The organism is Mangrovibacter plantisponsor (assembly GCF_003182475.1).
Lineage (GTDB): Bacteria > Pseudomonadota > Gammaproteobacteria > Enterobacterales > Enterobacteriaceae > Mangrovibacter > Mangrovibacter plantisponsor.
Map to the genome: position 1 here is coordinate 275327 of NZ_QGTS01000001.1, position 21054 is coordinate 296380.

A 21054-nucleotide genomic window follows, 5' to 3' on the forward strand; every position below is an offset into this window, starting at 1 on the left:
CATGATGGTTAAAATACCGGTTAACGCACCATGCACGGGCGCTTGTTATCAAACGTCCAGTCGGGGATAAGATACTGCATAGCCATGGCATCATCACGTGCGCCAAGTCCATGTTTTTGATACAGCTCATGGGCTTTCATGACCTGGTCCATATCCAGCTCAACTCCCAGACCTGGTTTGGCCGGCACCTGAACCATACCGCCTTTAATTTGCAGTGGTTCGCGAGTCAGACGCTGGTTGCCTTCCTGCCAGATCCAGTGGGTATCAATAGCGGTCACATTCCCCGGTGCCGCAGCTGCCACATGGGTAAACATAGCCAAAGAAACATCAAAATGGTTATTGGAATGCGATCCCCATGTCAGCCCAAAATCATGGCACATTTGAGCAACACGCACTGAACCCTGCATTGTCCAAAAATGCGGGTCCGCCAGCGGGATATCCACAGACTGGAGCGATAAAGTATGGCCCATCTGCCGCCAGTCTGTAGCAATCATGTTGGTTGCGGTGGGCAGACCGGTAGCACGGCGGAACTCAGCCATCACTTCACGGCCTGAGAAACCTTGTTCCGCACCGCAAGGATCTTCTGCGTATGCCAGCACACCTTTAAGTTGTTTGCCCAACGCAATCGCTTCATTCAGAGACCAGGCACCATTCGGATCCAGGGTAACCCGCGCTTTGGGGAAACGTTTTGCCAGTGCAGTAACCGCTTCGGCTTCTTCTTCGCCAGCAAGTACACCGCCTTTCAGTTTAAAATCATTAAAGCCGTACTTTTCATAAGCAGCTTCAGCCAGGCGCACCACGCTGTCTGGAGTCATGGCTTTATCATGGCGCAAGCGATACCAGTCGCATTTTTCATCTGCCTGGTTTTGGTAAGGCAGAGGTGTCTGTGTACGGTCACCAACGAAAAACAGGTAGCCCAGCATTTCAACTTCACTACGTTGTTGCCCATCGCCCAGCAATGTTGCAACGTTAACACCCAGGTGTTGGCCCAGCAGATCCAGCAGTGCCGCTTCGATGCCGGTCACAACATGAATCGTGGTACGTAAATCAAACGTTTGTAACCCGCGGCCACCAGCATCGCGGTCTGCAAATGTTTGGCGAACCAGGCTAAGCACATTTTTATATTCGCCCAGTGCTTTTCCCTTAACCAGCTCAGCGGCATCTTCCAGCGTTTTACGGATTTTTTCGCCGCCGGGAATTTCGCCCACACCGGTATGGCCGGCGTTATCTTTAATAATGACGATATTGCGGGTGAAGAAAGGGGCGTGAGCGCCACTCAGATTCATCAGCATGCTGTCGTGGCCTGCAACGGGAATAACCTGCATGCTGGTTACGACAGGAGTAGAAGTTACGTTACTCATTAGCTTGTCCTTGTGTTCATATAATCACGACCAAAAGCAGGGCGTTTACGGTCAAATGTCCAGCCTGGCACCAAATACTGCATTGCACTGGCATCATTCCGTGCGCCTGCTGGCAATGTTTTATACAGTTCATGAGCTGCCTGAACCTGTTCCCAGTCCAGTTCCACACCCAGCCCGGGGGTATCCGGCACAGTGATTTTCCCATTAACAATTTCCAGTGGTTTTTTCGTCAGCCGCTGGTTACCTTCCTGCCAAATCCAGTGAGTATCCAGCGCGGTGGGCCGCCCGGGGGCTGCCGCGCCAACATGGCTGAACATCGCCAGTGAAATGTCAAAATGGTTATTTGAATGGCAACCCCAGGTAAGCCCCCAGTCATCACACAGTTGCGCCACACGAATGGCGCCACTGAGCGTCCAGAAGTGTGGGTCTGCCAGCGGGATATCCACCGCGTTCAGCATGACCGAATGCCCCATTTCACGCCAGTTGGTGGCAATCATGTTGGTTGCCACAGGCAACCCGGTGGCGCGCCGGAATTCAGCCATCACTTCGCGGCCAGAAAAACCCTGTTCAGCGCCACAAGGATCTTCGGCGTACGTGAGCACATCTTTCATGCCTTTGCACAATGTGATGGCTTCATCCAGTAACCAGGCCCCATTCGGGTCTACAGTGATGCGGGCATCGGGGAATTGCTTCTTGAGCTGCACGGCGGCATCAAGTTCCTGTTCACCAGACAACACGCCACCTTTCAGTTTGAAATCTTTAAAGCCATAGCGGTCTTGCGCAGCCTGAGCCTGGCGTACAATGGCCTCTGAATTGAGCGTTTCCTGGTGGCGCAGGCGGTACCAGTCGTGGGAACCGGGGCTGCTTGCCAGATAGGGCAAATCCGTTTTCTGCCGGTCTCCGATATAAAACAGATACCCCAGAACCGTCACGGCATCGCGCTGGCGGCCAGGCCCTAACAGCTCACATACCGGAACATTGAGAACCTGCCCCAGTAAATCCAGGCAAGCGGCTTCCAGAGCAGCGACAGCATTAACCCGTAACTCAAAGGTCCATGCGCCTTTACCAAAGGTGTCAAAATCCGCAGACTGATTACCTTTGTGCACCTGTTGCACCAGGCGGTTAAGGCGGGCAACTTCCTGCCCGACAACCTGGGGAATAGCGTCATTCAACGTGCGATAAATGACGTCGCCGCCAGGAGCTTCTCCAACACCGGTATGTCCGGCGTTATCAGTAAGCACGACGATGTTGCGTGTGAAACAGGCGTTATGTGCACCACCAATATTGAGCAGCATACTGTCGTAACCTGCCACGGGGATAACCTTCATCTCCGTGATAACCGGGCTAGATTGTGTGTGCATGTTTCTCCTCCTGTCCTTTAACGGGTTTGAGCTCAATACGCTTGATATCACCAACAATGACCAGGAAGCTCAGCACCGCAACCAGAGCATGAATACCGACATAAATCAGCGCTCCGTGGAAAGACCCCGTCATCCCGATGATGTAACCAATGGCAATCGGCGTCACAATGCCGGAGAGGTTACCAAACATGTTGAACAGCCCACCGCTCAGGCCACTGATCTCTTTTGGCGCGGTATCGGCCATCACCGCCCAGCCTAATGCCCCAAGTCCTTTGCCGAAGAAAGCCATCGCCATAAAGCCAACCACCATCCACTCTGCATCAACGTAATTGCACAGCACCATGGTCATGGACAACAACATGCCGCATACAATAGGCACTTTACGGGCAATATTGAGGGAACCGGTGCGACGCATCAGCCAGTCGGAGATAATTCCCCCCAGCACGCCGCCAACGAATCCACAAACAGCAGGTACAGACGCGATAACCCCGGCTTTAAGGATTGACATTCCACGCGCCTGAACCAGGTAAACCGGGAACCAGGTAATAAAGAAATAAGTCAGGGCATTAATGCAATACTGGCCGAGATAAACCCCCATCAGCATGCGTGATGACAGTAATTGCTTGATTTGAGCCCATTTTTCAGACATCGGCACCTGGTGCTTACCCCCTTTCTGATCCATATTGATCAGGGCCCCACCTTGCTCGATATATTCCAGCTCTTTTTTATTTACCCCGGGGTGGTCATTTGGTTCGTGGATCATTTTGAGCCACAGGAAGCTGATGAGGATCCCAAGCCCGCCCATAAAGAAGAACACATGAGACCAACCCACAGCATGGGTCAGCCAGCCCATAATGGGCGCGAAAATAACGGTAGCGAAGTACTGTGCTGAGTTGAATATAGATACTGCCGTTCCCCTTTCCTGTGCGGGAAACCAGGCGGCAACAATTCGGCTGTTACCAGGAAAAGAAGGCGCTTCGGCCAGGCCGACCAGAAACCGCAACATAAACAGCGCAGCGACAATGCCAAACCCACTGAATATATCGACGAACCCTTGCAATAAGGTAAACAATGACCAGGTGAAAATAGACCAGAAATAAACCCGTTTGGAGCCAAAACGGTCGAGTAACCAACCGCCCGGGATTTGCCCAATCACATAGGCCCATGAGAAGGCCGAGAAGATGTACCCCATACCAACGGGGTCAAGACCAATGTCTTTCGCCATAGCAGAACCGGCAATAGACAGCGTTGCGCGGTCACCATAGTTGAATGAGGTGACGATAAACAGCATCACCACAATCCAGTATCGGGCGTTGGTGCGCTTTTGTGCGTTATCCGCCATCTGGCTGACTGTGTTCATGTTGTGCTCCTGAATCTCTACGTTGAGCGACTCCCATTCTGAACAACAGAACCTGTAGGGTACTTCAGAATGATGAATAAAGGCCGCAGCGTTATTTGTTATCTGGCGCCCTGAGGGCTTTTACGTCTGCGGAATATGTACTGGCTTAAGCAGTATAAAAACGCGCAATGCACCGCTCACCGTGCAACCGCACAAGATTAAGGAAACGAGGAATAAGAAATTTAAGCATCAGACCAAAGTGCTGCGTACTTCTTCACGAATTGCCTGATTAGCTACCAAAGATAGCGAGTTTGGCAGTGAATTGTTTTGAGACGTGAGCGGCATCACTTGACAGCCATGCCGCAGAGGAAAGACACACTAAAGAAAGGGAAATTGCAGTAACATCAGGTGATTAAATCAATTTACCCCACCGCTCAACCCAGGCATTGGTCACTTGCTCAGGTTCCGGGTTTTCTGCTGCATCCACCAGCAACACATCACCAACCCGCTGCGCGGCCACTTCCTGAAGCAGAGCATCAAACTGCTTACCACCACCGCAAAAGTGTTCATAGCCACTGTCGCCAAGGGCTACCAGACCATAACGGTGTTGCGGGAAATACCCGGCATCCTTAATAGCGTGAAAGAGAGCGCGAATGTTATCGGGCAAATCTCCCTGGCCGGTGGTGGAAGTAATGACCAGGGAATAATGGCCCTGGTAACGCGCCCAGTCAGCGATTTCAGGGTCTTCAAAAATGGTGACATGATGCCCCTGCTGCGTTAGTAACGCCTCTGCTTCTTCGGCAACTAACAGCGCGTTTCCATACACGGTGCCAACAAAAATACCGACTTCTGCCATCCTGTTAACCTCTTGTTGTTTCGCAATCACACCCATCCTGGCTGCCACCAGAGACAAACTCAACCCTTTCATTCTCTTTCAGGATCCCTTGCCAGCCAAAATGTGACAATGCCTGCATCCAGCTTTCATCCAGCCCGGCATTTATCACCAGGGGTTCGCCGGTAAAAGGGTGTGTCAGCGCCAGTTGGCTTGCATGTAGCATAAGGCGGTTACACCCAAAATGCTCGGCGGCGCCACGGTTCTGACGTAAATCGCCATGTTTTGTATCGCCAATAATGGGGTGGCGCAAATGCACCATATGGCGGCGTAACTGGTGTTTACGCCCGGTCTGGGGTAACAGTTCCACCAGGCTGTAACGCGCGGTGTCATAGCGGCCAATAGCCACCGGCATTTCCACTGTTGCCAGGCCACGGTATTGTGTTACGGCTGGCTGGGCCACTTTATCTTGCCGGGAAAACTTATCCGCGATTTTATCCAGCTCTTCCACCAACGGGTAATCCAGTACGTCAGCGCCTTCCAGCCAGCCCCGAGTAACCGCATGGTAACGTTTTTGAATTTCATGCTGTTCAAATTTCCGGGAAAGCCTGCGCCCTGCTTCGCTACTCAGCCCAAGCAGCAATACGCCCGATGTTGGCCTGTCCAGTCGATGCACGGTAAAGACATGCTGGCCGATTTGATCACGCACAGTCTGCATGACCACGACTTTTTCGTCCCGGTCCAGCCAACTACGGTGCACTAACCAGCCTGAGGGTTTATTGACTGCAACCAGCCAGTCATCCTGATAGAGAATTTCCAGTGTCACGATTTATCACCTGAAAATAAGGCGTCCAGTTCTACCAGCACCGCCAGTACGGATTCCCGGCCAGTATGACCTGGGGCAAGCGCCTGTTCATAATAAGGCGCGACGGCGAAGTTCTCGGGTAATGCATGTGGGCCATCCAGTAACGCATGCATCCGGGGAATAAGCACCCATTGCAACCATTCATAAGGTTGTAAGGTATCAAGAAAGAATGGCTGTGAACTTTCGAAAGCACTGGCATGAGGCGGTTCGGCCTGCCACTGCCCACAATCACGCAACTGCTGTTCAAGCATGTGCAGATGGCGGCGCACCGCCTGGTGGTGGTTCATGGGTTTCTCCGGGCAAAATCAACAGGCGCAAGCATACCATTGCTGGCTGTAATGAGAAAAATAGCGGGTGGGAAACAATAATAAAAAAAGGGAGCACTGTTAAACAGTGCTCCCGGTTCGTTTAGCAGCTATCCGGCTACTCATTGTGCTCCCTGCTCATCCTTGACAACTTTTCCTGATTAACAATCCGTGTTAGTGCTTCCTGCACGCGTCTTCCCGATGCTACAAGCGCCCCCCGACGCATCTGTCCTTAAGTCATCCTGACCCACCTGACTCCTGTCGGGCTCTCATTCTCCATCCTGGAGGTGTCCTTTTGCGCAACCTTGCGCTATCCTCTTTGCTTCATCCTGAAGCCTTCCCTGTTGCACCTTCTGGTGTGTCCTGTTTGAAGAGACATCATCCTGATATCTGCTTCATTATCAACTCCCTGTCGATGGCATTAGAATCGCTGATTCAGCAGGCAGTTACAAGATGGCGTCAGATAAACCCTACGTAAAGTTTCATCTGCCAATGTATAGCTCATCTTTAACAGAATGATAATAAAAGCTTTTTAAAAACAACCATCTAAAAGGTAATGCATTTTCTCTGGCAGTTTTCCTACAACTTTGTAAGAGATATCTCACAAAGTTGTAAGCCAAAAGGACTACAAAGTCCGCGGACTGGCGTTCTGAAGGAACTGTACAAGTGAGGGAGCGAGAACCTGGCGTACCTTCCGCCCCAGTGTTTCGAGCACCACTTCACCACTCAGGTTACACACAGCAACCACCTGAGACTCACTTTCCACTGTGCCAATAAAAACCGTTGGGGACAGTTTTAAACGCCGTTGGGTGACCAGGTGACCAATCACATTCTCCTGCACGCGGGTGAAGTCTTCTTCACTCCATACTTGCAGTAGTGTGAGCTGTAATCCCCCAAACGTTGCCAGCATATCGCCAGCAAATTGCGTGGTGTAAAACTGATGAACTGCTGGCTGCAAGGTGATCCCCATGGCTCGCTCCACAGCGCCCAAGTCCTCAGACAGGCTAAAAGGCTGAGGTTGCCAGTACACCACATCCTCTTTAGTTTGCGTAATACAGGGTGATGCCACGCCGAACAGTTCATCACTCGCCGGGTGGGTTCCACACAGTTGTTCCCACGCCTGACTGTATCGTGTGGTAAAATCCTGCAAAGCATTCTGGACAGCGTTATCCACTCTTTTCTCCGAAGAAGTCACTGCAAACCGGCGGCCTGGCGAGAAGTAGCCAGATACCGTTGACGACCAAAGCGGACACCATACAGGATGGTAGCGTAGCTTGCTAACTTCCGGCCGCAAAATTTACACGAACAAAATAAACACCACCTTCTCGGCATCCTGTTTAAAGGTAAAGTATGACTGTTTACGATAACCACAAGGCACTCAGTGGCCTTACACTGGGTAAAACCACGGATTACCGGGATCGCTACGACGCTAATTTATTGCAACCCGTACCCCGCAGCCTGAACCGCGACCCACTGGGGCTGCATGCTGACAGCCTGCCGTTTCACGGTTGCGACATTTGGACATTGTACGAACTCTCCTGGCTTAACAGTAAAGGGCTGCCTCAGGTTGCTGTAGGGCATGTTGAACTGGAAGCGCGCAGCGTTAACCTGATTGAATCGAAGAGCTTTAAACTGTACCTCAACAGTTTCAACCAGACCCATTTTGAAAGCTGGGACGACGTGCGCCAGACACTGATTCGTGACCTGAGCCAGTGTGCAAAGGGCCAGGTTGCCGTCACACTGTATAGCGTTGGTGATCTGGAAGGGCAACCTATCGCCGCTTTTAACGGTGAGTGTATCGATAACCAGGATATCACTATTGATGATTATCAGTTTGATGACACATTACTCGAAGGTGCCGCAAGCACAGGCCCGGTCATCGAAGAAACACTAATCAGCCATTTACTGAAATCAAACTGCCTGATTACTCACCAGCCGGACTGGGGGTCAGTACAAATCGCCTATCAGGGCAGGCGCATTGATCGCGAAAAACTGCTGCGTTACCTGGTCTCTTTTCGCCATCATAATGAGTTCCATGAACAGTGTGTTGAACGCATATTCAATGATATTCAGCGTTATTGCCAACCTAAAGCACTGAGTGTTTATGCCCGCTATACACGCCGTGGTGGTCTGGATATCAACCCGTGGCGCAGCAATTATGCCTTCACCCCTGCTACAGGCCGCCTGCCCCGCCAATAGCCTTTGTTGCTCATGGAAGAGCAATGCTTTGAATCACTTTCCGCTATGCGAACCAACACGCGAATCAACACAATAATGCAAACTGTTGCACTCGGGTGGGTTGTTAAAACACACAAGCCAGGGCTATTGTAATCAAAGGGAGCTGTGCCTTTAGCCCCATAAGGAGTCTACTTGATTACACATATCAGCCCACTTGGTTCAATGGATTTGTTGTCGCAACTGGAAGTCGACATGCTTAAGCGCACGGCCAGTAGCGATCTTTATCAACTGTTTCGTAACTGTTCACTTGCCGTTCTGAACTCCGGTAGCCAGACAGACAGCAGCAAAGAGCTGTTATCCCGCTTTCAGAATTTCGACATCAACGTACTACGCCGGGAACGTGGCGTTAAACTTGAGCTGATTAACCCGCCTGAAGATGCCTTTGTCGATGGGCATATCATTCGCTCACTGCAGGCCAACTTGTTTGCCGTATTGCGCGATATTCTGTTCGTTAACGGGCAAATTAATCTTGCCAGCCGTGTACAGCACCTGGATCTGGAAGCCTCGGCACATATCACTAACCTGGTGTTTTCGATTTTGCGCAATGCCCGGGCATTGCATGTTGGTGAAGCCCCGAACCTGGTTGTTTGCTGGGGTGGTCATTCAATTAATGAAACTGAATATCTGTATGGCCGCAGCGTAGGTAACCAGCTCGGCTTGCGGGAATTGAATATCTGTACTGGCTGCGGGCCTGGTGCAATGGAAGCCCCAATGAAAGGTGCGGCGGTTGGGCACGCTCAGCAACGCTACAAAGATGGCCGGTTCATTGGTATGACTGAGCCTTCAATTATTGCCGCTGAGCCACCAAACCCGCTGGTTAATGAACTGATAATCATGCCGGATATTGAAAAACGCCTTGAAGCATTTGTGCGTATTGCCCATGGCATCATCATTTTCCCGGGAGGCGTCGGTACTGCAGAAGAACTGTTATACCTGCTCGGCATTCTGATGAATCCGGAAAACCAGAACCAGGTGCTGCCGTTGATTCTCACCGGGCCGAAAGGCAGTGCGGATTACTTCCGGGTGCTGGATGAATTTATTGTTAACACGCTGGGTGAAGAAGCCCGCAAACATTACACCATCATTGTTGATGATGCGGCTGAAGTGGCGCGCCAAATGAAAAAAGCGATGCCTCTGGTGAAAGAGAATCGCCGTGAAAGCGGAGATGCTTACAGCTTTAACTGGTCATTACGTATTGCACCAGACCTGCAACTTCCCTTCGAACCCACCCATGAGAATATGGCAAACCTTAACCTGCATACGGAACAGCCAGCAGAAAAACTGGCCGCGGACCTGCGCCGGGCTTTCTCAGGAATTGTGGCGGGTAACGTGAAAGAGGTGGGCATCAAAGCGATTGAAACCTATGGCCCGTATAAAATCCATGGTGACAGCCAGATAATGAAACGGATGGATGACTTACTACAGGGCTTTGTAGCCCAGCATCGTATGAAGCTCCCCGGGTCGACCTACATTCCCTGCTACGAAATTTGTAGTTGATAACCAGGTTAATGCGTAACCATTCATACAGGGCAGTCTTCACTGCCCTTTTTTATTGCGGTTAAATTTGGAAACTGCCGCGCATTGTTTTCCCCCAGCCTGGTAGCCAAAGCCATAAAATGGTAGGGTTTATTTATAGTAACTTGCTGAAAAATACTGCTATGTCATCACACTTACTGATAATTGACGCACTGAATCTTATCCGCCGCATTCATGCTGTATCCGGTTCCCCTTGCCGGGATACCTGCATACATGCGCTCAGGCAGTTACTCAACCACTCCAGCCCCACTCATGCTGTTGCGGTATTCGATGACGAGAACCGGCACCTCGGCTGGCGCTATCGCCTGTTTCCGTCATATAAAGCAGGCCGCTCAGCAGTACCGGAAGATTTACAAAATGAGATGCCACTGATTCGCAAGGCCTTCACTGAACAGGGCGTTGCCTGCTGGTCACTGGAAAACTGCGAAGCAGATGACCTGGCAGCAACGCTGGCTGCAAAAGTTGCTGCCGCCGGGCAGTTAGCCACCATAGTTTCCACTGATAAAGGCTACTGCCAGCTCCTGTCGCCCACTATTCGGATTCGTGACTATTTCCAAAAACGCTGGCTGGATACCCCATTTATTGCAGAAGAGTTTGGTGTAACCCCGGAAGCATTACCCCATTACTGGGGCCTGACGGGGGTTAGCAGCAGTAAAATCCCAGGGGTGCCAGGCATTGGCCCCAAAACGGCCAGCCAGTTAATCAGCCAGTACCAGACTCTGGAAAACCTCTGGCAACACCTGGATGACGTTCCAGAAAAGTGGAAGAAGAAGCTCGCAGGGCAATATGACAATGCCCTGCTTAGCAGAAAGCTGGTTACGCTGGAAACCGGGATGGTGTTATCCGGCAACCTGCAGCAACTTCGCCTTAATAAACCATAGCCCTGGTTACTGGCCGGTAAACCAGTAACCACAGGCACGCTTAACGCTCGTCTCGCCGCCCACCTACAGCCGCCCACCAGCGGCGCACATGCACGGTGACTTCCTCCCGGTCATGGTACAACTGCCGCGCCTGGATTGTGGCATTAATTCCCTGTTCATCCAGTGCATTACGAATAGACGCCAGGTTTTGTGACACCTCTTCATAGCGCTTTTTCATTGGCAGCTTGAGGTTAAAAATGGTCTCCCGACACCAGCCATTTACCAGCCACTGCACCATCAGTGCCGTTACTTTGGCGGGCTTTTCCACCATATCGCACACCATCCATGAAATGTTGTTGCGATTAGGGCGGAAACGGAAACCATCTTCCCGTAACCAGGTCACCTGCCCGGTATCCATCAGGCTTTGTGCCATAGGCCCGTTATCAACGGAGGAAACCCACATGTTGCGTTTCACCAGTTGGTATGTCCAACCACCCGGGCAGGCTCCCAGGTCCACGGCATACATACCGTTCGCCAGGCGTTCATCCCATTCATCTTCAGGAATAAACACATGAAAAGCTTCTTCCAGCTTAAGGGTCGAGCGGCTTGGTGCGTCGGAGGGGAACTTAAGGCGGGGTATCCCCATATAAAATGGCGAATTATTGGTGCTCAGGGAATAACCCACATAGCAACAACCCGGGGCGATAAAAAAGACATGAACCACCGGGCGGCGGTTGTTTTCAACTTTTGATAACACCCCGGCAGAACGCAACGCACCACGCAACGGTACCGTAAATTTACGGCAGAACTTCATCAACTCTTTACTTTCGTTGGTATCGGCAACCTCGACACGCAAATCGCCGCCTTTATCAACCTGGCCGGTAAGTGCGGCAACAACCGGTGTGATACGGTCCTCGGGCGGTAAATCTTTAAGCAATTCGCCGGTGATAAACATTTGCCGGGCAAAAATCAGCGACATAAATGGCAGGTTTTTTATCAGTTTTTCTGCATCGCCATCCTGGTAGCATTCAAATAAAACCCAGGCAGAATGCTCTTTTACCCGGGCAAAACCGTACACTTCTAATTGCGCCGCTTTATCAGTTATTTCTGCGGCACACTCTTTTTCAAAACCCTGCCGGCAGTAAAGTACTACCTTATTCATGCGTTACACCTTTGCGTTTCAATCGAATTGCGCCAATCAGCATCAATACCCAACCGGCTAAAAAACTCACGCCACCAACGGGGGTGACAAACGCCCACAAACGGAGTTGGGACAAAGCCAGGCAGTACAAACTGCCGCTGAACAAAACTGTCCCTAATGCCAGAAAAACACTACTCCAGTAAAACCAGATACTGATCCGGCGTTGCATTGCCACCGCCAGCCCTAAAATTGCCAGCGTATGGAATGCCTGATACTGGAGCCCGGTATGTATCCATCCCAGTTCAGCAACCCCAATAGACTTACTGAGAACATGTGCGCCGAATGCGCCAAAGGCGACATAAACAAAACCGCTCACCGCGGCAAAAATCAGCATAAAACGGCTGGTCATGATATTACCTTAAATTGTGCCCTGCCCTGGCAGCACAGATTAATGATCATAACGAAAACGGAATTTTTCTTGTTCACTGGCCGCTTTCGCAAGGATCCACTGCCGGAAGGCTGCGATTTTTCCCAGCTCTGCCTGGCTGTCATGACAAACCAGATAGAACGCGTTTTTACTCACCAGCACATCATTGAAAGGACAGACCAGGCGGCCTGCTTCAATCTCAGATTGCGCCATAACATTATTGGCTAACGCAATCCCTTGCCCATGGATAGCAGCCTGCAACACCATCGAGCTGTGGCTAAATATCGGTCCTTGTTGCACATTAATATGCGCCAGCCCCAGTTGCCGGGTGTAGGCCTGCCAGTCACGGCGCGACGCATCATGCAAAAGCGTATGCTGAATTAAATCCTCAGGGGATTTTAACGGTTTATCTCCGGTTAACAACAACGGCGAACAAACAGGAAGCAAATACTCAGCATAAAGCTTTTCAACACGCAGCCCCGGCCAGTTTCCCCGGCCATAAAAAATAGCCACATCGACATCATCCGCCAGCTTATCTTCCTGCCTGTCCACCGCCTGAATACGTACATCAATGCCCGGGTAATCAGCGTTAAAGCTTGATAAACGCGGTACCAGCCACTGTATCGCAAAACTTGGCAGTAAACTGACTGTTAATGCCCCTTTCGCACTGCGCGCCTGTAGTTTGCGCGTTGCCTCAGTTAACTGGGAGAATATTTCTTTGATATCGAGAAAATAGCTTTGCCCTTCTTCTGTAAGCAGAAGGGAACGGTTACGCCGCCGGAATAATTTAAGCCCCAGAAAATCTTCCAGGGACTTTATCTGGTGGCTGACCGCCGCCTGAGTAACGAATAATTCTTCAGCCGCTTTCGTAAAACTCAACTGGCGCGCTGCAGCATCGAATACACGTAATGCGTTGAGAGGTGGAAGTCGCTTTGACATCTTTGCCTGGCTTTTATGTTAACCAATAATAACAAACAGGAAACAGAGTTTAACCTATTAGTTTTTTTTATCTGAGCCATTATAAATTGTCCGTTGAGGTTGCACCAGCAAATACCTATAGTGGCGTCACTTCCTGAGCCGGAACGAAAAGCTATTCTGAAATGAAGGTTTTAGAGGGGCTTTTGGCTTACGGTTGTGATGTTGTGTTGTTGTGTTTGCATTGGTCTGCTATTCAGACCCCGGCGGCAAAGGCTGCCTTTTTCACTTCCTGTACATTTACCCTGTCTGTCCATAGTGATTTGTATAGCACCGCAATTTGCGGTGCTTTTTTTTGCGTTAAGATCAGCAAATATCAGTTATCCAGCGCTGTCATTTCTTTTACATCTGAACGGTTTATCTGTTGTTGAGCCCCACTGGCATCTTCATATTTAATCATGCCAGTTTCATCATCGGTTGAAGGTTTACCCTGAGTGACAATCGTTCTGCCATCATTGGTGTGCATCACATAGTTGGTTCCGGAGCAGGCTGAAAGTGCCAGTGTCATCATCCCCGCACACAGCATTGCATAAACCTTTGTCATTCTCGCCTCCTTCAGTATGAGATGCTGCTTTATAACGCAGCTGCACTATTGAAAATAAAATTGCTAACACTATTCAGCATAACAAACTCCCCGACGACCATTTTCATTCCTGGAGGAATCTGAATCCCTGTCATGGCTTGTAGAACGCTTCAAAATACGCCACGATCTACGCCATGAAATGAGGAAAAGCATGAAATCATTTAATCCCAGCCAGTTTCGCGCCCAATTCCCTGCACTGAATGATGGCCCGATTTATCTCGATAGCGCTGCAACTGCCCTGAAACCTGGCGCAGTCATTGATGCGACTACAGCATTCTACAAAAGCAGCGGAGGCAACGTTCACCGTAGCCAGTCGGTACAGGCACAGCAACTGACGGAGCAATACGAAAATACCCGTACTCTGGTCGCTCAATATCTGAATGCCCCGGACCCAAACACGATTATCTGGACCCGGGGCACGACAGAAGCCATCAATCTGGTAGCCCAGGGGTTTGCCCGCTCTCGCCTGCAGGCCGGAGATGAAATTATCGTCAGTGAAGCAGAGCACCATGCAAACCTGGTGCCCTGGCTTATGGTGGCTGAACAGACTGGTGCCAGGGTGGTGAAATGGCCGGTGAATAGTGAAGGTCTGCCAGATATTCAGCAATTACCCGGCTTAATGACCTCTCGCTGCAAAATTTTGGCTGTTGGCCAAATGTCTAATGTGACTGGAGCCCAGCCTGACCTTGCCCGGGCGATAACACTGGCTCACCAGGCCGGTGCATTTGTTGTTGTCGATGGCGCGCAAGGTATTGTGCACAACCCACCAGACCTCACCGCACTGGGTTGTGATTTTTATGCATTCTCTGCCCACAAACTCTATGGCCCGACAGGTATTGGCGTACTGTACGGGAAAGCGGAACTGCTGGCAGATATGTCGCCGTTGCTGGGTGGCGGGAAAATGATTACTGATGTTTCCTTTGATGGCTTTACCACGCAACCAGCCCCGTGGCGTTTCGAGGCTGGCACACCCAATATGGCGGGTGTCGCAGGCCTGAATGCGGCACTGCAATGGCTGGAGCAGGTTGATACTGCTCAGGCAGAAGCCTGGTCGGGCCAGCTAGCCGACAGCGCAGCACACCAGTTAGCACAAAGGCCCGGTGTCCGGCTGTTTCGGGCACCCCATGCCAGCCTGTTTGCTTTCACGGTTGATGGCCTGCACCACAGCGACTTAGCAACGCTGATTAGTAGCGCCGGTATCGCTTTACGCTCTGGTCAGCACTGCGCACAACCCCTGCTTGCTGCTCTGGGCGTGTCAGGTACACTACGGGTTTCATTTGCGCCTTATAATACGCCAGACGATGTTGCCGCCCTGGTTGCAGCGTTTGACCAGGCGCTGTCAATTTTGTTGGACTAAGCCATATGCCTTTAACCGGACAACACCCTTTCGGAACCCAGATAACGCCAGAATCCTTGCAACATGAATTTGCGCAGCTCACCGCCTGGGAGGAAAAGTACCGCCAGTTAATTTTGCTGGGTAAAAAGCTCCCGCCACTACCCAGTGATGAACGGGAACGGGCACACGAAATCAGTGGTTGCGAAAACCGTTTATGGCTTGGGTGGGAGCAGGCCGAAAATGGGCAGTTGCACTTCTTCGGCGACAGCGAAGGGCGAATAGTGCGCGGCCTGCTGGCGATATTGTTAACGGGCATTGAAGGGAAAACCCGTGATCAACTGCAAAATAGCAGCCCACTGGCGCTATTTGACACCTTAGGGCTCAAGGCGCAATTAAGTGCCAGCCGCAACCAGGGGCTGAATGCTCTGGAAGCGGCAGTAAAAGAAGCGGCGCACGCTCAGCCCTGAGCCAGGCGGGCAGCTTTAGCCAGCATCTTTTTCAATGCATGAGATACGGCGACAAAGCCAAAAGTTGCGGTAACCATTGTTGCCGCACCAAACCCGGAAGCACAGTCCATGCGTTTTGGCCCTTCTGCGGTACTTTTCGCGGCGCAAACGGAGCCATCCATTTGCGGGTAAACCAGGGCTTCGGTGGAGAAAACGCAGTCCACACCAAGCTTTCCTTTGCTGTTTTTCACTACGCCGAAATCACTTTTCAGGCGTTCACGAACTTTGGCAGCCAGAGGATCCTGGATAGTTTTCGCCAGATCTGCCACCTGAATCTGGGTAGGATCGATTTGTCCACCCGCACCTCCCGTTGTAACCAGAGGTACTTTGTTGCGCCGGCACCAGGCTATCAGCGCAGCTTTAGGGCGCACACTGTCGATGGCATCAATCACGTAACTGAAGCCTTTATCCAGCAGTTGTGCCACGTTATCCTGAGTAACAAAGTCATCCACAACTGTCACCTGGCATTCCGGGTTGATTGCGGCGATACGTTGCGCCATAACTTCCGCTTTCGCCAGCCCGACATTCCCCTGCAATGCATGTATCTGCCGGTTTGTGTTGGTGACACAAACATCATCCATGTCAATCAGCGTAATAGCACCCACGCCTGTACGCGCCAGCGCTTCTGCAACCCATGAACCCACGCCACCAATGCCGACAACGCAAATATGTGCATCAGCAAAACACTGCAGAGCCTCACGCCCATAAAGCCTTGCAGTACCGCCAAAGCGTTGCAGCCAGGCATCCGTCAGTACGACAGCCATGAAAAACCTCAGATATTCTACAAATAAAACGGGCTGGATAATCCAGCCCGCAAGGAAGAGAGTCAGCCACTAAATATACCGATTCCTGGCGCTGTTTTCAGCACCCAAACGCGGCCATAATGGTTAAACCAGCCCGCACGATGTCCGGCAGCATCGCCAATCCCCTGATAAATATCGAAATGCTGGCCTTTAATTGCTCCGCCAACATCAAGAGCAACCATAACTCGCAATTCATACTGGCCTGCGAATTTGCCGTTGTCATCCAGAACAGGGACTTCAGCCAGAATCGTGCTGCCTGCCGGTACAATCGAGCGGTCAGAAGCCACGGATGCTCTGCCAACCAGCGGCACCGCACTGGCACCTTTTACCGGAGCCAGTTTTTCTGGTTTAAAGAAAACAAAGGAAGGGTTCTGCTCAAGCAGTTCACGCACTTCTGCTTCACTGTGTTGCTGACCCCATTCACGAATAGCCTGCATAGACATATCTTCGCGCTTCACTTCACCCCGGTCGATGAGTACCTTACCGATACTCACGTAGGCATGGCCATTTTTACCAGCATACCCAAAGAATGTCAGCGGCTCTCCATCACCGAAGTCAACATAACCGCTACCCTGGACATCCATAATGAAATTGTCCATCAGGGAGTTGCTCCAGGCGAGCACATAGTTATCGCTCAGTGCACCCGAGTATATCTGGGCACGAGAAGGTAACCGGCCGCGTTTTGGTGGCATACGGTAAATCGGATACTGGAAAGCGCCCTGGCGAGTATGGCGAGCCTGAATAACCGGTGTGTAATAACCGGTGAACTGCACGTTGCCGTAATTATCCACACCCTGCATTTGCCAGGCGTCAATACCGAACTGGCGTAGTGTGCGGGTATCGCCACCCGAGCGTAACCAGCGCTCTACCGCATCATAGACTGCACTCTGAGAACCGTACAACCGGGGCGATGCCCCCTGAATAAGCCCCACCTGCTTTGCAAAATCACCAGCATTGATTGGTGCGCCTATGGCATCAGGCTGGTTTACCAGTGAAAAAGGCTGAGTGAGTTCACCGTCTTTATATTGCTGACCACGATCCGTCGGTTTTGAGGAACAGGCAGCCAGCATGGTCGCCAGACAGCCTGCAATTAACACCTTCCCCCAATGAGATTTCATGATTTTCCCTTCGTTATAACTGCGTTCGCTTCGCGAAGATAACAAACCCCGGGCCTGAATAAAATCAGCAGGCTCGCGCCAACCTGTAATATGCGCAAAAACCCGGCATATAGCTGAATATTTCACCACAACTGGCACGAATCAGCATGTTGATTTAAAAAAAGGTTGCATCACAACATGATGAGTGTATAGTGCGCTTCCACAGACGCGGGGTGGAGCAGCCTGGTAGCTCGTCGGGCTCATAACCCGAAGGTCGTCGGTTCAAATCCGGCCCCCGCAACCAATTTTGTAGATTAAGCGTTATATGCTGTTTACAAAATGAAAAAGTGAAGAAGAAAGACGGACGCGGGGTGGAGCAGCCTGGTAGCTCGTCGGGCTCATAACCCGAAGGTCGTCGGTTCAAATCCGGCCCCCGCAACCAATAAATTAACACCCTGATGGGTGTTTTTTTGTTTCTGGCGCCAGAAAAAATCTGACTACGCCTCACTACCTGCAACGCCCCCAACCTGAAAAATCCCCGGCAGCCTTTTTCACAAGCAGCAACCCGCTATTTTTTACTGACAACAACAGAGAAGAACACCCCGACGCGCTCTTCTCTGCTGGTGATATACCCGGGTATTAGCTGCGACGTGCCAGTTTGGAGCTGTCTGCGAAATAAGCCTGTATTCCGGAGAAAATAGACTCAGCCACTTCCTGCTGGAACCTGGCGGTTTTGAGCTTACGCTCTTCTTCCACATTACTGATAAATGCGGTTTCCACCAGTATAGAAGGGATCTCAGGTGCTTTAAGGACGGCAAACCCGGCCTGATCTACCCGGTTTTTATGCAGCCGGTTCACTCGTTCTAATTTATTGAGCACTTCTTTGCCAAACTTCAGGCTGTCAGTGATAGTCAGTGACTGCACCATATCGAACATAGTGTGGTCCAGATAACGGTCGCCACTTTTACTGACACCACCAATTAAGTCGGCGGCGTTTTGCGTCTGCGCCAGGTATTTCGCGGCGGTACTCGTCGCCCCTTTCGTTGATAATGCAAATACGGAAGAACCGCGGGCCTCACGGCTGGTAAATGCATCCGCATGTATCGAGACAAACAAATCGGCCCGTTGTTTCTGGGCTTTCGCCACCCTGACTTTCAGCGGAATAAAGACATCTTCATTGCGTGTCATGTAGGCCTTCATGTTGGCCTGCTTATCAATCAGTGACCGCAAACGGCGCGCGATTTTCAACACCACATCTTTTTCGCGTGTTTTATATTTGCCAATAGCCCCCGGATCTTCGCCACCGTGCCCGGGATCTATCATGATAACAATTGGACGATCACGACCGGCTTTACCCGGTTGTGGCCCCTGTGGTTGCGCAGGCATTTTTTTATCTAAATCGCCATTGTTGTAATCTTCCAGCAATGCCAGCAACGGATCCTGCTCACTGGAGGCATTAACCGGGTATAGATCCATAACCAGGCGTTCTTTAAATTCAGCAACAGGTGCCAGCGCGAATAAATGAGGGGTGACATTTTGCTTGAGTTCAAACACCAGGCGCACAGTATGGGGATCAAACTGGCCGACACGGGCGGAACGGATATAAGGATCATTAGCGTTGATAAGATTACCCAGCCCTTTCAGAACCGAGTTTAACTGCACACCTTCTATATCCAGAACAAGGCGGGATGGGTTGCTCAACGCAAACTGCTTATATTTAAGCTGGTGACTGGATTCAACTGTCACACGCGTATAACTTGATGCGGGCCAGACGCGAATCGCGATAACGTGGCTTGCGGCAGCAAAACTCAACGGGCTGACGCTAAGAAGCCACATCGCGCCAGCACCTTTAAGTAAATTTCGACGGCTAAACAATGAATGAGAATCTGACATGCTTCTCCTGAGCATTTTAAAACGCTGCGTTGCCAGGCCGGAAATGTGCCACAACGGTAAATATTAAATCGAAACTTTAACGAAAGGTTGTGCACCTGTCATCAATAAAAGGGTAAACAAACCTCAACAAATCAGGCCTTACTCCAAAGACCCGCTATTTTACAGGGTTAAATTTGGACTTGCACCCAGGCCCATAAAAGAATAAAAATACACTTATTTCGAATAATCATGCATTGAGGGTGTTGCCGTGGTAAAGGAGCGTAGAATCGAGTTGGTGCAGGGATTCCGCCATTCTGTCCCCTATATTAACGCACACAGAGGGAAAACCTTTGTCATCATGCTGGGCGGTGAAGCCATTGAGCATGAGAATTTCTCCAGTATTGTCAATGATATTGGTTTACTGCACAGCCTTGGTATCCGCCTGGTTGTCGTTTACGGTGCGCGCCCACAAATTGATGCAAACCTTGCCGAGCACCATCACGAACCGGTTTATCATAAAAATACCCGTGTGACAGACAGTAAAACACTGGAGCTGGTGAAACAGGCAGCAGGCCTGTTGCAACTGGATATCACCGCTCGCCTGTCGATGAGCCTGAATAATACACCACTGCAGGGCGCACATATTAATGTGGTCAGCGGTAACTTTATCATCGCTCAGCCCCTGGGTGTGGACGATGGCATTGATTACTGCCACAGCGGACGTATTCGCCGAATTGATGAAGAAGCCATTCACCGCCAGTTGGATAGCGGTGCAATTGTTTTGATGGGCCCGGTTGCTGTCTCTGTTACTGGTGAAAGCTTTAACCTGACATCAGAAGAAATCGCTACGCAACTGGCAATCAAACTGAAAGCAGAAAAAATGATTGGCTTTTGCTCATCGCAAGGTGTGACAGACGAAGACGGGAATATTATTTCTGAACTCTTCCCGAATGAAGCACAGCAGCGCGTAGATGCGCTCGAAGCAGAAGGTGATTATTATTCAGGTACTGTACGTTTCCTGCGCGGGGCAGTAAAAGCCTGCCGCAGCGGGGTACGCCGCAGCCACCTGATAAGCTACCAGGAAGATGGCGCATTGCTGCAGGAACTGTTCTCCCGCGATGGTATCGGTACCCAGATTGTGATGGAAAGTGCGGAACAAATTCGCCGCGCAACTATCAACGATATTGGTGGGATCCTTGAGCTGATTCACCCGCTGGAACAACAAGGCATTCTGGTTCGCCGTTCTCGTGAGCAATTGGAAATGGAAATTGATAAATTCACCATTATTCAGCGAGATAACCTGACAATAGCCTGCGCCGCGCTCTACCCTTTCCCGGAAGAGAAAATTGGCGAAATGGCCTGTGTCGCCGTGCACCCTGACTACCGCAGTTCTGCCCGGGGAGAAATACTGCTGGAACGGATTGCCAGCCAGGCAAAACAAATTGGGCTGGATAAACTGTTTGTTCTGACAACCCGCAGTATTCACTGGTTCCAGGAGCGCGGGTTTACGCCTGTTGATATCGACTCATTGCCCGAAAGCAAAAAGAAAATGTACAACTACCAGCGGCGCTCTAAAGTGCTGATGGCTGACCTTACCTGAGTAGTTTGTCGCATTGC

General features: G+C 50.9%; 20 protein-coding genes and 2 tRNA genes. 8 read left to right on the top strand and 14 right to left on the bottom strand.

All coding sequences use genetic code 11. The features are described from left to right. Window positions 1-20: 20 nt before the first annotated feature. From gudD to syd, 7 genes are all read right to left on the bottom strand, one after another. Complete coding sequence (gene gudD, locus DES37_RS01325; RefSeq protein ID WP_110024577.1) at window positions 21-1361, bottom strand: glucarate dehydratase; 1341 nt, start codon at window positions 1359-1361, stop codon at window positions 21-23. Continuing rightward, window positions 1361-2722 (bottom strand): enolase C-terminal domain-like protein, encoded by a 1362-nt coding sequence (locus DES37_RS01330; protein WP_110024578.1) that lies wholly within the window; start codon window positions 2720-2722, stop codon window positions 1361-1363. Before DES37_RS01330 ends, gudD begins: the two co-directional genes overlap by 1 nt. Continuing rightward, window positions 2706-4082, bottom strand: a complete 1377-nt coding sequence (locus tag DES37_RS01335) for an MFS transporter (RefSeq protein ID WP_110024579.1) — start codon at window positions 4080-4082, stop codon at window positions 2706-2708. The genes DES37_RS01330 and DES37_RS01335 overlap by 17 nt, the downstream gene beginning before the upstream one ends. Window positions 4083-4473: 391 nt before the next feature. Beyond that, on the bottom strand, window positions 4474-4917 hold the full coding sequence (locus DES37_RS01340; RefSeq protein ID WP_036102887.1) for a flavodoxin: 444 nt from the start codon (window positions 4915-4917) through the stop codon (window positions 4474-4476). Between the two features lie 4 nt (window positions 4918-4921). Then, window positions 4922-5719: a tRNA pseudouridine(65) synthase TruC gene (truC, locus tag DES37_RS01345; protein WP_110024580.1), complete on the bottom strand. Its 798-nt coding sequence runs from the start codon at window positions 5717-5719 to the stop codon at window positions 4922-4924. Further along, window positions 5716-6045, bottom strand: a complete 330-nt coding sequence (locus tag DES37_RS01350) for a YqcC family protein (RefSeq protein WP_036102594.1) — start codon at window positions 6043-6045, stop codon at window positions 5716-5718. The genes truC and DES37_RS01350 overlap by 4 nt, the downstream gene beginning before the upstream one ends. Before the next feature lie 643 nt (window positions 6046-6688). Further along, window positions 6689-7237, bottom strand: a complete 549-nt coding sequence (gene syd / locus DES37_RS01355; protein ID WP_110024581.1) for a SecY-interacting protein — start codon at window positions 7235-7237, stop codon at window positions 6689-6691. Window positions 7238-7413: 176 nt separating this feature from the next. On the opposite strand from syd, the gene queF reads away from it, so the two are divergent. The 3 genes from queF to xni all read left to right on the top strand — a co-directional run bounded on the left by queF (window position 7414) and on the right by xni (window position 10718). After that, window positions 7414-8262 carry an NADPH-dependent 7-cyano-7-deazaguanine reductase QueF gene (queF, locus tag DES37_RS01360; RefSeq protein WP_110024582.1) on the top strand — a complete coding sequence of 283 codons (849 nt, stop codon included), beginning with the start codon at window positions 7414-7416 and terminating at the stop codon, window positions 8260-8262. Between the two features lie 171 nt (window positions 8263-8433). Continuing rightward, on the top strand, window positions 8434-9798 hold the full coding sequence (gene ppnN, locus DES37_RS01365) for a nucleotide 5'-monophosphate nucleosidase PpnN (RefSeq protein WP_036102604.1): 1365 nt from the start codon (window positions 8434-8436) through the stop codon (window positions 9796-9798). 161 nt (window positions 9799-9959) lie between these two features. Next, window positions 9960-10718, top strand: coding sequence for a flap endonuclease Xni (gene xni / locus DES37_RS01370; RefSeq protein ID WP_110024742.1), 759 nt, complete (start codon window positions 9960-9962; stop codon window positions 10716-10718). Between the two features lie 40 nt (window positions 10719-10758). On the opposite strand, the gene rlmM is transcribed toward xni, so the two are convergent. The 4 genes from rlmM to DES37_RS01390 form a co-directional block, all read right to left on the bottom strand. Then, complete coding sequence (gene rlmM, locus DES37_RS01375) at window positions 10759-11859, bottom strand: 23S rRNA (cytidine(2498)-2'-O)-methyltransferase RlmM (protein ID WP_036102607.1); 1101 nt, start codon at window positions 11857-11859, stop codon at window positions 10759-10761. Continuing rightward, the gene (locus tag DES37_RS01380; protein WP_064601079.1) at window positions 11852-12247 is read right to left on the bottom strand and encodes a DUF423 domain-containing protein; all 396 of its coding nucleotides are present in this window, start codon (window positions 12245-12247) and stop codon (window positions 11852-11854) included. Before DES37_RS01380 ends, rlmM begins: the two co-directional genes overlap by 8 nt. Window positions 12248-12286: 39 nt before the next feature. Further along, a complete protein-coding gene (gene gcvA / locus DES37_RS01385; protein ID WP_036102614.1) occupies window positions 12287-13204 on the bottom strand; it encodes a glycine cleavage system transcriptional regulator GcvA in 918 nt (305 codons plus the stop codon). A gap of 352 nt (window positions 13205-13556) precedes the next feature. Then, window positions 13557-13784: a YgdI/YgdR family lipoprotein gene (locus tag DES37_RS01390; protein WP_036102621.1), complete on the bottom strand. Its 228-nt coding sequence runs from the start codon at window positions 13782-13784 to the stop codon at window positions 13557-13559. Window positions 13785-13974: 190 nt separating this feature from the next. Between DES37_RS01390 and csdA the strand changes: the two genes are divergently transcribed. Together csdA and csdE are read left to right on the top strand one after the other, a co-directional pair. Next, a complete protein-coding gene (gene csdA, locus DES37_RS01395) occupies window positions 13975-15180 on the top strand; it encodes a cysteine desulfurase CsdA (RefSeq protein ID WP_110024583.1) in 1206 nt (401 codons plus the stop codon). A gap of 5 nt (window positions 15181-15185) precedes the next feature. Next, entirely contained in the window at window positions 15186-15626 is a 441-nt protein-coding gene (gene csdE / locus DES37_RS01400) for a cysteine desulfurase sulfur acceptor subunit CsdE (RefSeq protein WP_110024584.1), read from the top strand. Here the strand turns inward: csdE and tcdA are convergent. Both tcdA and mltA read right to left on the bottom strand, forming a co-directional pair. After that, complete coding sequence (gene tcdA / locus DES37_RS01405; RefSeq protein WP_036102627.1) at window positions 15617-16429, bottom strand: tRNA cyclic N6-threonylcarbamoyladenosine(37) synthase TcdA; 813 nt, start codon at window positions 16427-16429, stop codon at window positions 15617-15619. The two genes, csdE and tcdA, sit on opposite strands and share 10 nt — an antisense overlap. Before the next feature lie 62 nt (window positions 16430-16491). Continuing rightward, on the bottom strand, window positions 16492-17586 hold the full coding sequence (gene mltA, locus DES37_RS01410; RefSeq protein ID WP_110024743.1) for a murein transglycosylase A: 1095 nt from the start codon (window positions 17584-17586) through the stop codon (window positions 16492-16494). Between the two features lie 206 nt (window positions 17587-17792). On the opposite strand from mltA, the gene DES37_RS01415 reads away from it, so the two are divergent. Continuing rightward, a tRNA-Met gene (locus DES37_RS01415) sits at window positions 17793-17869 on the top strand. Between the two features lie 61 nt (window positions 17870-17930). Beyond that, window positions 17931-18007 (top strand) — tRNA-Met (locus DES37_RS01420). Between the two features lie 197 nt (window positions 18008-18204). On the opposite strand, the gene amiC is transcribed toward DES37_RS01420, so the two are convergent. Next, window positions 18205-19458 (bottom strand): N-acetylmuramoyl-L-alanine amidase AmiC, encoded by a 1254-nt coding sequence (amiC, locus tag DES37_RS01425; protein ID WP_110024585.1) that lies wholly within the window; start codon window positions 19456-19458, stop codon window positions 18205-18207. Between the two features lie 247 nt (window positions 19459-19705). Here amiC and argA point away from each other — a divergent pair, with 247 nt between their 5' ends. Further along, on the top strand, window positions 19706-21037 hold the full coding sequence (argA, locus tag DES37_RS01430; protein ID WP_036102636.1) for an amino-acid N-acetyltransferase: 1332 nt from the start codon (window positions 19706-19708) through the stop codon (window positions 21035-21037). The last annotated feature ends 17 nt before the right edge of the window (window positions 21038-21054 follow it).

Excerpts from the sequence above, each read along its gene's own strand:
- csdE (WP_110024584.1), top strand. The coding sequence starts at position 15,186 with ATGCCTTTAACCGGACAACACCCTTTCGGAACCCAGATAACGCCAGAA.
- mltA (WP_110024743.1), bottom strand. The coding sequence starts at position 17,586 with ATGAAATCTCATTGGGGGAAGGTGTTAATTGCAGGCTGTCTGGCGACC.
- rlmM (WP_036102607.1), bottom strand. The coding sequence starts at position 11,859 with ATGAATAAGGTAGTACTTTACTGCCGGCAGGGTTTTGAAAAAGAGTGT.
- DES37_RS01350 (WP_036102594.1), bottom strand. The coding sequence starts at position 6,045 with ATGAACCACCACCAGGCGGTGCGCCGCCATCTGCACATGCTTGAACAG.
- DES37_RS01330 (WP_110024578.1), bottom strand. The coding sequence starts at position 2,722 with ATGCACACACAATCTAGCCCGGTTATCACGGAGATGAAGGTTATCCCC.
- xni (WP_110024742.1), top strand. The coding sequence starts at position 9,960 with ATGTCATCACACTTACTGATAATTGACGCACTGAATCTTATCCGCCGC.
- queF (WP_110024582.1), top strand. The coding sequence starts at position 7,414 with ATGACTGTTTACGATAACCACAAGGCACTCAGTGGCCTTACACTGGGT.
- DES37_RS01390 (WP_036102621.1), bottom strand. The coding sequence starts at position 13,784 with ATGACAAAGGTTTATGCAATGCTGTGTGCGGGGATGATGACACTGGCA.
- DES37_RS01380 (WP_064601079.1), bottom strand. The coding sequence starts at position 12,247 with ATGACCAGCCGTTTTATGCTGATTTTTGCCGCGGTGAGCGGTTTTGTT.
- DES37_RS01340 (WP_036102887.1), bottom strand. The coding sequence starts at position 4,917 with ATGGCAGAAGTCGGTATTTTTGTTGGCACCGTGTATGGAAACGCGCTG.
- gcvA (WP_036102614.1), bottom strand. The coding sequence starts at position 13,204 with ATGTCAAAGCGACTTCCACCTCTCAACGCATTACGTGTATTCGATGCT.
- gudD (WP_110024577.1), bottom strand. The coding sequence starts at position 1,361 with ATGAGTAACGTAACTTCTACTCCTGTCGTAACCAGCATGCAGGTTATT.
- tcdA (WP_036102627.1), bottom strand. The coding sequence starts at position 16,429 with ATGGCTGTCGTACTGACGGATGCCTGGCTGCAACGCTTTGGCGGTACT.
- csdA (WP_110024583.1), top strand. The coding sequence starts at position 13,975 with ATGAAATCATTTAATCCCAGCCAGTTTCGCGCCCAATTCCCTGCACTG.
- DES37_RS01335 (WP_110024579.1), bottom strand. The coding sequence starts at position 4,082 with ATGAACACAGTCAGCCAGATGGCGGATAACGCACAAAAGCGCACCAAC.
- amiC (WP_110024585.1), bottom strand. The coding sequence starts at position 19,458 with ATGTCAGATTCTCATTCATTGTTTAGCCGTCGAAATTTACTTAAAGGT.